The 13,022-nt window shown below is 72.7% G+C and carries 12 protein-coding genes; 10 read left to right on the top strand and 2 right to left on the bottom strand.

Annotated elements, in window-relative coordinates; translation table 11 throughout:
• Window positions 1-3: 3 nt before the first annotated feature.
• Together ACIBQX_RS45895 and ACIBQX_RS45890 are read right to left on the bottom strand one after the other, a co-directional pair.
• On the bottom strand, window positions 4-2,244 hold the full coding sequence (locus tag ACIBQX_RS45895) for a hypothetical protein (RefSeq protein WP_397016245.1): 2,241 nt from the start codon (window positions 2,242-2,244) through the stop codon (window positions 4-6).
• Window positions 2,241-4,106 carry a serine/threonine protein kinase gene (locus ACIBQX_RS45890; RefSeq protein ID WP_397016243.1) on the bottom strand — a complete coding sequence of 622 codons (1,866 nt, stop codon included), beginning with the start codon at window positions 4,104-4,106 and terminating at the stop codon, window positions 2,241-2,243. The genes ACIBQX_RS45895 and ACIBQX_RS45890 overlap by 4 nt, the downstream gene beginning before the upstream one ends.
• Window positions 4,107-4,447: 341 nt before the next feature.
• On the opposite strand from ACIBQX_RS45890, the gene ACIBQX_RS45885 reads away from it, so the two are divergent.
• From ACIBQX_RS45885 to ACIBQX_RS45840, 10 genes are all read left to right on the top strand, one after another.
• Window positions 4,448-4,612 carry a hypothetical protein gene (locus tag ACIBQX_RS45885; protein WP_397016241.1) on the top strand — a complete coding sequence of 55 codons (165 nt, stop codon included), beginning with the start codon at window positions 4,448-4,450 and terminating at the stop codon, window positions 4,610-4,612.
• A 74-nt stretch (window positions 4,613-4,686) separates the two neighbouring features.
• A complete protein-coding gene (locus tag ACIBQX_RS45880; protein ID WP_397016239.1) occupies window positions 4,687-6,330 on the top strand; it encodes a TIGR04028 family ABC transporter substrate-binding protein in 1,644 nt (547 codons plus the stop codon).
• A complete protein-coding gene (locus ACIBQX_RS45875; protein ID WP_397016237.1) occupies window positions 6,327-7,259 on the top strand; it encodes an ABC transporter permease in 933 nt (310 codons plus the stop codon). Before ACIBQX_RS45880 ends, ACIBQX_RS45875 begins: the two co-directional genes overlap by 4 nt.
• Window positions 7,256-8,065 carry an ABC transporter permease gene (locus ACIBQX_RS45870; RefSeq protein ID WP_397016235.1) on the top strand — a complete coding sequence of 270 codons (810 nt, stop codon included), beginning with the start codon at window positions 7,256-7,258 and terminating at the stop codon, window positions 8,063-8,065. Before ACIBQX_RS45875 ends, ACIBQX_RS45870 begins: the two co-directional genes overlap by 4 nt.
• Complete coding sequence (locus ACIBQX_RS45865) at window positions 8,062-9,606, top strand: dipeptide ABC transporter ATP-binding protein (protein ID WP_397016233.1); 1,545 nt, start codon at window positions 8,062-8,064, stop codon at window positions 9,604-9,606. Before ACIBQX_RS45870 ends, ACIBQX_RS45865 begins: the two co-directional genes overlap by 4 nt.
• Window positions 9,603-10,607, top strand: a complete 1,005-nt coding sequence (locus tag ACIBQX_RS45860; RefSeq protein WP_397016231.1) for a putative FMN-dependent luciferase-like monooxygenase — start codon at window positions 9,603-9,605, stop codon at window positions 10,605-10,607. The genes ACIBQX_RS45865 and ACIBQX_RS45860 overlap by 4 nt, the downstream gene beginning before the upstream one ends.
• Window positions 10,604-11,200, top strand: coding sequence for a CMD domain protein (locus ACIBQX_RS45855; RefSeq protein WP_397016229.1), 597 nt, complete (start codon window positions 10,604-10,606; stop codon window positions 11,198-11,200). The genes ACIBQX_RS45860 and ACIBQX_RS45855 overlap by 4 nt, the downstream gene beginning before the upstream one ends.
• A complete protein-coding gene (locus tag ACIBQX_RS45850) occupies window positions 11,197-11,766 on the top strand; it encodes an alkylhydroperoxidase domain protein (protein WP_397016227.1) in 570 nt (189 codons plus the stop codon). Before ACIBQX_RS45855 ends, ACIBQX_RS45850 begins: the two co-directional genes overlap by 4 nt.
• Before the next feature lie 31 nt (window positions 11,767-11,797).
• Window positions 11,798-12,424, top strand: a complete 627-nt coding sequence (locus ACIBQX_RS45845) for a VOC family protein (RefSeq protein WP_397016225.1) — start codon at window positions 11,798-11,800, stop codon at window positions 12,422-12,424.
• A gap of 10 nt (window positions 12,425-12,434) precedes the next feature.
• Complete coding sequence (locus ACIBQX_RS45840; RefSeq protein WP_397016223.1) at window positions 12,435-12,995, top strand: OsmC family protein; 561 nt, start codon at window positions 12,435-12,437, stop codon at window positions 12,993-12,995.
• The last annotated feature ends 27 nt before the right edge of the window (window positions 12,996-13,022 follow it).

The raw sequence follows: 13,022 nt of genomic DNA, 5'->3' as shown, positions 1-13,022 counted from the left end.
CCGCTATCCCTTGGTGTAGCGCACGTCGACCACCACGTCGTCGGCCGCCTTGAGCATGGCCAGCACCCGGACGGGCTTGCCCGCCATGTCCGTCACGAACACGCCGCGCTGCCCCTTCTCCACCGGGACGACCACGATCAGGTGGTTCTCGTCGTACCAGCCGACGAATCCCGCGCCCTTGAGGAGCGGCACGGTGTGCAGGCGGGAGGCGTCGGCCGCCTTCCAGACGCAGGCGGCGAGGGTCTTGGAGCAACCGCCGGTGATGAGCTTGTCACCCGAGGGGGAGTACCAGTCGGCCACGCCCTGGACCTCCCCGGTCCAGTGCATCATGCGGGTCACCCGGCCCGAGTTCGCGTCGCGGATGCGCACCCCCTGCCCCCACTCGGCGGTCAGGAAGCTGGAGATCACCGACCGCCCGTCCGGCGTCCAGCGGTACTCCGCGTGGAACTCGATGGGCTTCAGCCGGCCCTCCGACGCCCGGGCGGCCTGCTCCACCTCGTCGCCGTCGGTGGTCGGGACGAACCGCGCGGTCCGCGCCGCCACGTCCACGATCACGTACCCGGCCGTGAACGGCGCGTCCTCGCCGTTCACCTCGGCGAACCGCTGCGCCGTCAGCAGCACCCGGCCGCTGTCGCGGGACCAGGACAGCGCCACGCTCTGGTACGGCGGGCGCAGGACCGGCACACTGAAGCGCTCGCCGGTCAGGCGGTCGGCGAAGGACACGGCCAGGTGATCGCCGGTCGCCGCGTACATGGTGTTGAAGGAGGCCAGCCAGCGCCCGTCGGGAGACTGCTCGGCCATCACGGTGTGCGGGCCGATGTCGGCGAACGCGCCGGTACGTGGATCGCGTACGTAACGGCGGCTCTCCGCCACTCTGATCGAGGTCAGCCGGACCGGGTCGGCGGGATGCTCGTAGGCGGTGCCGAGCCCGCCGGGCAGAGCCAGCTCGGTGCCCTGGACCGGCGGGGTGGGCAGGGGAGCGGCCGAGCGAGGCGTCCACGCGGCCGTGGGGGAGGCCGCGGCCGTGGGCCGGGGAGCGGGCCGGGCTGCGGGCTCGGAGGCCGAGGCCAGCGTCAGCGCGGCGGACGTACCGCCGGCGACCAGGGCGATCGTGACGCCCGCCGCGGCGATCAGCAGCGCCCGCCGGTGCCGCCCGGGCGGCTTCGGCGGGGCGGCGAGGTCCGGCGGCGGGGCCGCCAGGCCGGTCTCCTCGACCAGGCGCAGCAGCGCCTCCTCGGCGGTCGGCCGGGCGGCGGGGTCGTCCGCCAGGCAGTCGGCCAGCAGGTCGCGCAGCCCGCCCTGGGGCACCGCGGCCAGGCTGGCGGCCCCCTCGGCCATCCGCGCCAGCCGCCGGCCTTCGCTGTCAGCGGCGAACGGGTCACGCCCCGCCGCGGCGTAGGCGACCGTGACGGCCCAGCGGTACACATCCACGGCCATGACCGCCCGACCAGCGGCCTCGGCTTCGCCGGTGGGCTGGGCTTGAGCGGTGATTCGGGGTGGGGCGGTGGTTCGGGGTTGGGGGGACGGGTGGCGGGGGGTGGGATCGATGGCCGGGTGGGTATCGGGGCGTAGCTGCTCGGGGGCGGTCCAGGCCGGCTCGGGCGAGGTGTCGTGCGATGCGCCGGCCTGGTCGTGGGCCTCGGGCACCGCGCACAGTAAGCGCGGGCCGTCCGGCCCCAGCAGGACCCGGCTCGGCCGGATCCCGGCGGGCGCCAGCCCGGCACGGTGCACGGCGGCCAGGGCCGTCACGGTGGCGATCGCCAGCCGGCGCAGCGCCGGCTCAGCCATCGACCCGCCCTCACCCTCGACCGGTGGCCGTGCTGCGGACTGGTCGGCCAGCGAGCCGCCCTCGACGTACTCGGTGACCACGAAGTCGGCGCCCGAGTCGAGCACGGCGACCGTGCCCACGGGGGCCGCCTGCCGCATCCGCTCGGCCCAGTCCGGGTCGGCGGGTCGCCGGTCGGCGGGCCTGCCGTAGCGGCGCAGGACCACCTTCCTGCCGGAGGGCGCCACCGCCAGATGGTCGACCACCCCGCAGCAGCTCACCCGCAGCCTGCCGGTCAGCCGGTAGCCGCCCACGCTCTCCGGGTCGGCCGATCGGATGTTCACGGTCTCGGGCCCGGCCGATCGGATGTTCACGGTTTCGGGCTCGGCGGATCGGACGTCCATGGTCTCGGGCTCGGCGGATCGGACGTTCGCGGTCTCCGGCTCGGCGGTCTCGCCGTCCGGGCGGGTGGCGTTCATCGGGCCGCTCGGGCGAGGCGCAGGTCCGGGGTGTTGTCCTCGGTCGTCAGCGTGGCCAGAAGCCGGCGGTCGCCGTCACGGAAGTCCACGGCGAGCAACTCGACCGGCTTCTTGTTCGGGTCAAGGATGATCAGGTGGTCGTCGTCGTACCAGCCCCAGTTCTCGGCGTTCTTGATCGAGTTCACGTACGTGGCCACCCGCGCGCCCGTCGCGGCGTCCCACGCGCACTGGGACCCGCCGCTCGGGCAGTCCGTCATCAGCAGCCGGCCCGACGGCGAGAGCAGGCCCCGGCCTATGCTCGCCCCGGTCCAGGGCATCGTTCGCACCTGTCGTCCTTCCAGATCACGTATGCGCAGGCCGCTGCCCGAGTCGCTCGCGTAGGAGACGGCCACCTGGTCGCCCGCCGGCATCCAGCCGAACGTGCCGGAGCCCTTGTGCCGCCGCTCGTCGGTGTCGACCGTGCGGACGTCGCGGGTGACCGCGTCCACCACCGCGAACCCGGTCGGCGGGCGGTCCTTGCCGGGTCCGGTCAGCGTGAGCAGCAGCCGCGACGATCCGCGGTCCCAGACCGGTGAGACCGACCGCTCCGGCACCCGGACGGTGAACCGCTCGCCGCTCACGCGGGCGATCAGCGTCACCTCGGTCTTCGCCAGCAGCGCGAACCAGGCGCCATCGGGGGACGCGGCCACGTCCTCGGCCCGCACCCCCGCGTCGACGAACCCGCCGTCCTTGCCCATGCGCAGCCAGGTGCCGCGCTCGTTGCCGTAGGCCACGATCCGCAGTGGGTCGCCGGGGTGCTCATGGAGCGTCAGGCCGATGCCGGTCGCCGGGACCGTCTCGGTTGCCGTGGGCAGGGTGGCGGGGCCGCTCGCGGTCACCGACAGGTCGGGCAGCGAGACCGACGGCGCCACGGCGACGGCGGCGGGCGCCACGACCACCCGGTCGACGACGAGGTGGCCGGTCACGGCGGCGGCCACCGCCACCGCCACGCCTCCGGCGGCCAGGGTGGCCAGCATGGGCCAGGCCGTCCGCATCGGGGGCGCGGCCGGCGCCTGGTCGCCCATGACCGTCTGGGTCGAGTGCCCGACGAGCCGGAGCAGCACCTCGCCGGCCTCGGGCCGCTGGGCGGGCTCCTTGGCCAGGCAGGCCGCCACGACCGGGCGCAGGTGCTCTTCGAGCGCCTCCAGCCCGGGCTGGTGCTGGGCGAGGCGGTTGACGGTGGCGGCCATCGACTCGCCCTCGAAGGCGTGCGCGCCGGTGGCGGCGAACAGCAACGTGGCCGCCCAGGCGAACACGTCCGCCGCCGGCCCCGAGGTCTGTCCGGTCAGCTGCTCGGGTGCCGCGTAGGCGAGCCGGCCGAGCTCCCGGGTCTCCATGTCCGCAGACTCGTCCGTACCGAGGCCGGACAGGCCGTAGCCGGTCACGGTGATCCCGTCCGCGTCCACGAGGACGGTGCCGGGACGCAGGTCGCCGTGCGTGACGCCTCTCTGGTGCAGCCCCACCAGGGCCGACGCCATCGCGATGCCCAGCCGGTGCAGCGCGGGCCCGTGCCAGGGGCCGGCCCGCGCCACCACCTCCTCCAGTGGCGAGCCGGTGACGTGCTCGCTCACCAGGTACGGCCGGTCCGCCAGCACGCCGGTGGCGATCACCCGGGCCAGGGAAGGGGCGCTGACGTCGGTCAGCGAGGTGGCGGTCGTCTCGAACCCGGCCGATGCGGCCCGCATCCAGGTGATCTCCACCTGGGCGTCCGCGCCCCGGGCCAGGAACACGCGGGCGCGTTCGTCCTCCCGCAGCGCTCCCAGCAGTGAGAACCCCCCGATCTCCGTCGGGTCGGAAGGCTGAAGAGGGACGATATTGGCCATTGCCTCAGCAATTCTTCGACAGTAGACGGCCCCGATTATCGGCCACCGGGTCCGGGGTACGAAAGATCCACCCGGTAACTATCCGGAAGTAATGCCTCCTTGTCATCAGATTCCATGTAAAGCCAGTAGGGAAAGTTGACTTCATGGCGCCGTGAGGAGTAGGTTTCCGGCATGAGCCAGGGTCGCAACCTCATCAGGCGCGCGCACGTGGACTTCGGTCACGTCGCCGGCGCGCGATGTCGTTGATCAGGAAGACGCACCGCCTGGCGTGACCGAAGCCGCTCACGCTCTCCCCGACCGCCGCCGCCCGCGTACGTCGCCGACCCGTGAGGACCGTCCTCGTGACCGCTTTCCGGCGCGTTCCGCCCGTCGATCCCGTCGAGCCCGCCGCCCCGGAAGCGGATCCGTTCCCGGGTGACACCCACTGGTACGACCTGCCCGACGACGACGCCGAGCCGGAGGAGGCCGCCTGGTGGTGGCGCTTCCGGTGGACCGCCCGCGGCTGACCTTTTCTCCAGCGGGACGTGTCGGGATATATCCGCACGTCCGCCTCCACTCGTTTCAAGAAGGGCCATTCCCCATGTCTTCCTCCAGACCGCGGTCACCGATCGTGGTGAGCGTCGCCATGCTCGCCGTCGTGGGGCTCCTCGGCGCCTGCGGTGGCGGCGGGGCCGCCGCCGGGCAGGCGAGCGCCGACGGGAAACCGGTGTACGGCGGCACGCTCACCTACCTGGAGCATCAGCCCCCGACCTGCCTCTACCTGCCGGCCGCGGGCTTCTATCCCAACGGCGGCATCCTCAACCAGATCACCGACAAGCTCACCTGGCAGAACCCGAAGACGCTGGAGATCGAGCCATGGATCGCCACCAAGTGGGAGATCGACGAGGACGCCACCGAGTACACCTTCCACCTGCGTGACGGCGTCACCTTCAGCGACGGCACCCCGCTCGACGCCGAGGCCGTGGCGGCCAACTTCGACGTGTACGGCCTCGGCGACGACGAGCTGAAGCTGCCCGTCGCAGAGTTCGTCAACAACTACGAGCGCAGCCAGGTGGTCGACCGGCTGACCGTGAAGTTCTTCTTCGACAAGCCCTCGCCCGGCTTCCTCCAGGGGACGTCGGTCATCGGCGCGGGCCTGGTCTCGAAGAAGACGATCTCGTTGCCGTACGAACAGCAGTGCCAGGTGAAGAACATCGTCGGGTCCGGGCCGTTCACGGTCAAGAACCAGGTCATCGACAAGCAGATCGACCTGGCCGCCCGCGAGGACTACGACTGGGCGCCGCCGTCGTCCGCGCACCAGGGGCGCGCCTACCTCGACGAGATCAAGGTCATCGTGACGCCCGAGGACAACGTGCGCGTCGGCGCGCTGACCTCCGGCCAGGCCGACTTCGTGCGCTACGTGCAGGCCTACGACGAGGAGACGGTCAAGAGCGCCGGCTTCACGATCTACGCCGAGCCGACCAGAGGCGTCAACAACGGCTTGTACCTGCGGCCGGGTAACAGCATCCTGAAGGACCTCGACGTCCGCAAGGCGCTGCAGGCCGGGACCGACGCCAAGGAGGTCGTCGACACCCTGTTCACGCCCAGCTATCCCCTCGCCACCTCGGTGCTCAGCCACCTCGCGCAGGGCTATGTCGACCTGTCCAAGGAGCTCGCCTACGACCCGGCCAGGGCCAACGCGCTGCTCGACAAAGCCGGTTGGGCGCGCGGCGCCGACGGCGTCCGCGTCAAGGACGGCACGCAACTGCGGCTGGGCGTGTTCGTCGCGGGCCCGCAGCCGCTGTCGAAGCAGACCCTGGAGCTGATCGGCCAGCAGTGGGCCGAGCTCGGCGTGAAGCTGGAGATCCGGCCCGCCGACGCGGGCACCCAGGCCGTGGACATCAAGGACGCAGAGAAGACCGCCCTCGCGCACGCCATGGTCGGCCGTACCGACCAGGACGTGATCAAGAGCCACTTCCACAGCGAGAACCGCGACGTCATCCTCTCCGACGACGAGAAGCTGGACCGGCTGCTGGAGGAGGAGTCGGCCGAGCCCGACACCGCCGCGCGCAACGCCAAGGTCGCCGAGATCCAGCGGTACGTGATCGAGCAGGGGTACGCCATCCCGCTGTTCGAGGAGCCGCAGGTCTACGGCGGGGCGCCGCACGTGCACGGGGTCGCGTTCGAGGCGGTGGCCAGGCCGGCCTTCTACTCGGCCTGGAAGTCGCAGCAGGGCTCGCGATGACCAGATATCTCCTGTCCAGGGTGGGGCAGGCGGCGCTCGTCCTGTGGGCCGCCTTCACGGTCGGCTACGTCCTGCTGCAGTCGCTGCCGGGCGACTCGGTGCTGATCAAGTTCCAGGACCCCGAGCTCGGCCTGTCGCCGCAGCAGATCGCGGAGATCCGCGCGTACTACTCGGGCGGGGACCCGCCCGTCGTGGCCTACCTGCACACCCTGCTCGGCTTCGCCCGCGGCAGCTTCGGCTACTCGATCGACACCGGCACCCCCGTGGTCGAACGGCTGGCCGAGGCGCTGCCGGAGACGGCCGAGCTGGCCTCGGCCGGATTCCTCCTGGCGGTGCTGATCGCGATGGTGATCGCGTTCGCGGCCGGTTACAGCAGGACCTCGTGGATCAGGGGCGTCCTGCTGTCCATGCCGTCGCTGTTCGTGTCCGTGCCGGTGTTCTGGCTGGGCATCCTGCTGATCCAGGTGTTCTCGTTCCGGCTCGGTCTGGTGCCCGTCATCGGGGGCAGCCGGACACAGCAGCTCATCCTGCCCGTGCTGACGCTCGCGGTGCCCATCTCGGCGCCGATCGCCCAGGTGCTCGCCCGCAGCATCGACCAGGTCCACACCCAGCCGTTCGTGCCGGTGGTCGCGGCCAAGGGCGCGTCCCGATGGTGGATCCTGTGGCGGCACGTGGCCAGGAACGCGGTGCTGCCGACGCTGACCATGGCGGGGCTGACGTTCGGCGAGCTGATCGCGGGCTCCGTCGTGACCGAGACGGTGTTCGGCCGCAACGGCGTCGGCAGGCTGACCGAGCAGGCCGTCAACGCGCAGGACACGCCGGTGATGCTCGCCGTGGTGGTGCTCGCCACGACCGTGTTCGTGCTGGTCAACCTCATCGTCGACGTGCTGTACCCGGTGCTCGACCCACGCCTTCGGGCGGCGGCGTGAACAGGCCGGGGACCGGACTGGTCCTCGCCTGGCTGGTGATCGGCGTCGTCCTGCTCTGGGCCGTCGTGCCCGGCGTGTTCACCGGCCACGACCCGATCGCCGGCGTCCCGGCCGAGAAGCTCCAGGCGCCGAGCGGGCAGCACCTGTTCGGCACCGACGCCGTGGGCCGCGACCTGTTCGCCAGGGTCGTGCACGGGGCCGTGCACTCGCTGTCGGGGGCGTTCGTCGCCGTCGCGGTGGGCCTGGTCCTCGGCACCCTGCTCGGGCTGCTGGCCGGGTCCGCCGGCGGGCTGCTCGACGACGCGATCATGCGGTTCGTCGATGTGCTGCTGTCGGTCCCCGGACTGCTCCTGGCGCTGACCGTGATCATCCTGCTCGGTCCCGGCACGGTCAACGTGGCCATCGCCGTCGGGATCGGCTCGGTCGCGGCGTTCGCCAGGCTGGCGCGCTCCGAAGTGGTGCGGGTGCGGCGCACCGACTACGTCGAGGCCGCGTTCGGCAGCGGCGGCCGGTACGTGACCGTCCTGCGCCGGCACGTCCTGCCGAACTCGCTCGGCCCCGTCGTCGCGCTCGCCGCCCTGCAGTTCGGGCTGGCCATCCTGGCCATCTCGACGCTCGGCTTCCTCGGGTACGGCGCGGAGCCGCCCACCCCGGAATGGGGGCTGCTCATCTCCGAAGGACGCGACTATCTGGCCACCTCCTGGTGGCTGACCTCGCTGCCGGGCGCGGTGGTGGTCTCGGTGGTGCTCGCGGCCGGTCGCGTCAGCCGGTCGATCGGCGCCGGCCTCGGAAGGGACAGGGCATGAGCCTGCTCGACGTACGCGATCTCGCGGTCTCCTACGACGGCAGGCGCGCGGTCGAAGGGATCTCCTTCACGGTGGAGCCGGGCGAGACCGTCGCCGTCGTCGGCGAGTCCGGCTCCGGAAAGTCGACCACCGCGCACGCCCTCATCGGGCTGCTGCCCCCGAACGCGACCCTCGACCGTGGCCGGATCCTGCTCGGCGACACCGACCTGGCCACCTGGTCCTCGCGGCGGATGGAGTCGGTGCGAGGGGCCAGGATCGGCCTGGTCCCGCAGGACCCGGCGAACTCCCTCGACCCGGTCAAGACCATCGGCGCCCAGGTCGGCGAGGTGCTGCGCATCCACCGGCGCGGTGACCGCCGGACGGTCTCCCGCCGGGTCGCCGACCTGCTCACCCGCGTCGGCCTGCCCGGGGCGGAGGCGCTGGCCCGCAGGTACCCGCACGAGCTGTCCGGCGGGATGCGCCAGCGGGTGCTCATCGCCATCGCGATCGCCCTGGAGCCCAGCCTCCTCATCGCGGACGAGCCCACCAGCGCCCTGGACGTCACCGTGCAGCGGCGCATCCTGGACCTCATCGACGACCTGCGCGCCGAGTTCGGCACGGCCGTGCTGCTGGTGACCCACGACCTGGGCGTGGCCGCCGACCGCTCGGACCGGCTGGTCGTCATGAAGGACGGCCGGATCGAGGAGCAGGGGCGGAGCGCGGCCGTGCTGGCCGATCCGCAGGCCGCCTACACCAGACGGCTGCTCCACGACGCGCCCGCCCTGTCGGTGCGCGCGTTCAGGACGGCCGAGCCGCCTGCCCGCGAACCCGCGATCGTGGTGCGCGACCTGGTCAAGGAGTTCCGCGGCGGGCACCGTGCCGTGGACGGCGTCTCCTTCGAGGTCGCGCACGGCACCACGCACGCGCTGGTGGGCGAGTCCGGATCGGGTAAGACAACCACGGCGCGGATGGTGGTGCGCCTCGCCCGGCCCACGTCGGGGACGGTGGAGATCGCCGGAGCCGGCACCGGCCGGTGGTTCCGCCGCCACGTGCAACTCGTCTACCAGAACCCGTACGGCTCGCTGGACCCCCGCCAATCCGTCGCGGAGATCGTGGAGGAACCGCTGCGCAACTTCCGGCTCGGCGACCAGGCCGCGCGCCGCGCCCGCGTCGGCGACCTGATGGACCGGGTGGCGCTGCCTAAGGACCTGCTCACGCGCAAGCCGCGGGAGCTGTCCGGCGGGCAGCGGCAGCGGGTGGCCATCGCCCGCGCCCTGGCCGCCGGACCAGAGGTGGTGGTGCTCGACGAGGCGGTCTCCGCCCTCGACGTCACCGTGCAGGCGCAGATCCTCGACCTGCTCGAACAGCTCCAGCGCGACCTGGGGCTGACCTACCTGTTCATCTCGCACGATCTGGCGGTGGTCCGCCAGATCTCGCACACCGTCTCCGTCATGAGCGAAGGACGAATCGTGGAATCCGGAACGACAGCACAGGTCTTCACCGCACCAAAGCACGACTACACCCGCGAGCTGCTGGCGGCGATCCCGGAGCCGGTGCGATGAGGCTGGGCTTCTTCACCCGGCTGCTCGACGACGTGCCGCCGGGGGAGCGCTACCGGCTGGCCGCCGAGCAGATCCGGCACGCGGAGGCGGCCGGGTTCGACTCGGCCTGGGTCGCGCAGCACCACTTCGACGGCACCGAGGGCGGCCTGCCCGCTCCCCTGGTGTTCCTCGCCCACGTCGCGGCCACGACCACCCGCGTCCGCCTCGGCACCGGCATCATCACGCTGCCCCTCGAACACCCGGTGCGGGTGGCCGAGGACGCCGCGGTGCTCGACCTGCTGACCGGGGGCCGGCTGGAGGTGGGCGTCGGCAGCGGCGGCACGCCCGCGTCGTTCGCCCCCTTCGGCCACGACAGCGCGAACCGCTCGGCCGTCTACGCCGAGCACCTGGCCGTGCTGGTCAAGGCCTGGTCCGGGGCGGACCTGGGCGCGGGCAACCGCCTCTACCCGGCGGCGCCCCGGCTGCTGGGCGCCATCTGGGAGGCGACATTCTCGGTCGGCGGCGGCGCCCGCGCGGGCCGGGCGGGCAACGGGCTGATGCTGTCGCGCACCCAGCCGCGACCTGTGGACGACCCGCAGGCGACGCTGGCGCGGATCCAGCGTCCCATCGTGGACGCCTACCACGAGAACCTGCCGCCGGGCGCCACCCCGCGGATCATGGCCTCACGCACCGCGTTCGTGGCCGACAGCCGGGCCGAGGCGCTGCGGTACGCCGAGCTCGGCCTCGGGCGGGGCAGGCTGCCGTTCGAGCTGCCCGACAGCGACCTGGACCGGCGGATCGCCGCGTTCGACGTGCACGTGGGCACGCCACAGGACGTCATCGACAGCCTGCGGGCCGACCCGACGCTGGAACGGGTGACCGACCTGGTCTTCCAGACGCACTCCGTCGACCCGCCGCACCCGCTCGTCCTCCGCTCGATCGAGCTGCTGGCGACCGAGGTCGCGCCCGCGCTCGGCTGGACCCCACGGCCCGCCCCCTCCACCGAATGGAGCACCACATGATCATCGACGTCATCGACCATCTGGCGGACATCGCCCAGGACTCGCCACTCGACCGGCTCCGCGACCGGCGGCCCGACACCCGCGAACAGGCCCAGCGCAGCTACGACGCGCTCTTCGCCCCCGACTCCGACGACGAGGTCACCCTGGTCGAGCGCGACGCCGTCGCGGCCTTCGTCGCCGGGCTGCACGCGGACGCCACGGTCGCGGCCTTCTACGCCGATCGGCTGACCCAGCTCGCGCCGCACCTGGCCGAGCCGGTCCGGGCCGAGATCGCGGCGGGCCGCACCACCGGGCCGTACGGGGTCCACCCCGACGCGGCGCCGGCCGGCGAGAGCGACGAGGGCATGCGTTACCAGGCGCGGCACGCGGACCTGCTGGGCGTCCGGCTCACCGCCGCGTTCGAGCACGCGCACCTGCTCGTGTTCCGGCCACGCGAGGCCAGCCGCAAGGCGCTGACGGCGCTGGCCGACGCGGGCTGGAGCACCACCGGGATCGTGACGCTCGCACAGCTCGTCGCCTTTCTCAGCTTTCAGGTACGACTCGTCGCCGGCCTGCGGGTGCTCGGCGCCACCCCGAAGGGATCCACGTCATGAGCGGCTTCACCCAGGACCGGCTCGGCTGGCGGCCGTGGCTGACGCCGCTGGCCGAGGAGGAGCTGACCGACGAGCACTACGAGGCGCTGGTCGACAGGGCCCGTGCCGCCTCGCCGTACTTCCTGCTGCTGGCCCGCGACCCGCGGATCCTGCACGCGCGGACGCAGACCGACCATGACATCTTCCACAACACCGCGGGCGGGCTGCCGCGCGCGGAGCGCGAGCTGGCCGCGACCGCCACCTCGCGGCGCAACGGGTGCGTGTTCTGCGCCTCGGTGCACGCGCGCTTCACCGCCCACTACTCCAAGCGGCCCGACGACGTACAGCGGCTGCTGGACGAGGGCGTCGACGCGCCGCAGGACGGCAGGTGGCGGGCCGTCATCGACGCCTCGCAGGCGCTCGCCGCCACCCCGGCCGAGTTCGGCGCCGAGCACGTCACGGCTCTGCGCGCCGCCGGGCTCGACGACCTGGCCATCAGCGACACCATCCACGCCGCCGCGTTCTTCAACTGGGCCAACCGGCTCATGCTCTCCCTCGGCGAACCCGACACGAAGGAAGCCAGATGATCACCCGTAAGCCCGGCACTGAAGGAGCCCGATGACCGACGCACGTCTCGACCACCTCGTCCACGCGGTCCCCGATCTGCTCGCGGGGGTCGCCGAGTTCGCGGAGCGTACCGGGGTCACCCCGGTCGCCGGTGGCAGCCATCCGGGTGGTACGGCCAACTACCTGGTGGGGTTCGGGCCCGCCGCCTACCTGGAGATCATCGGCCCGGACCCGGCGGCCGAGCCGGGCAGCCGGCCGCGCGCCTTCGGACTGGAGACGCTCGACACCCCCAGGCTGGCCGCGTGGGCGGTGCGGCCGGACGACCTCGACGAGTCCGTACGGCGAGCCCGCGACCAGGGCTACGACCCCGGCGACGTACAGCCGCTGTCACGGCGCACGCCCGCGGGCACCCTGCTGGAGTGGCGGCTCACCCGCCGGGAGGACCCGGCGGCCGTCAGGCCGGTGCCGTTCCTCATCGACTGGGGCGCCACCGCCCACCCGGCGGCCTCCCCGCTGCCGCGCCTCGGCCTGACCTCCCTCACCGCCGTCCACCCGGAGCCGGAGGCGCTCCGGCGAGATCTGGCCGCGCTCGGCGTCCTGCTCGACGTCGTGGAGGGCCCCGAGGTGGAGCTGCGGGCCGTCCTCGACACCCCGCGCGGCACCGTCACCCTGCGATGAGAGAGAAGCCATGAGCACCCTTCGCGAGTACCTGTCCCACAAGCGCGCCGCCCTGCTGGCCCGTCGCGAGGCGCCCGGCAGCGGACCGGTGCCCCTGCACGCGCACGTCACGGCCGAAGGGCGCAGCGGCGTCCGGCGCATCAGGATCAGGGACTTCCAGATCCTCAGCGACAGCGGCCCCGACTTCGCCGGCTACGACCTGGGGCCCGGCTCGCCGGAGCTCCAGGCGGGCGTGCTGGGCAGCTGCGTCACGCACATCTTCCTGATCAAGGCGGCCGAGCTGGAGGTGCCGATCGACTCGCTGGAGGTGGACGTACGCGCCGAGTACGACCCCGCGGCCCAGCAGCCCGGCAGCACCGGCATCCCGGTGTACCCGCGGAATTTCCGGTACGAGGTGCAGCTGGACTCGCCCGCCTCGGACGAGAGGCTGGCCGCGTTGCACGCCGAGGTCGAGCGGGTGTGCCCGATCCTCAACCTGATCCGCCACCCGCAACAGATCAGCGGTTCGGTGGTGCGCGTGTCCCCTTCCGAGGCGCCGCGCCCGCCCGCCCGCACCGGTGAGGTCTTTTGACCCGGGTCCTTGCTTGTCGGGTCGAGT

Source organism: Nonomuraea sp. NPDC049714 (assembly GCF_044465295.1).
Classification (GTDB): domain Bacteria; phylum Actinomycetota; class Actinomycetes; order Streptosporangiales; family Streptosporangiaceae; genus Nonomuraea.
This window is presented reverse-complemented; position numbering and strand designations above follow the sequence as displayed.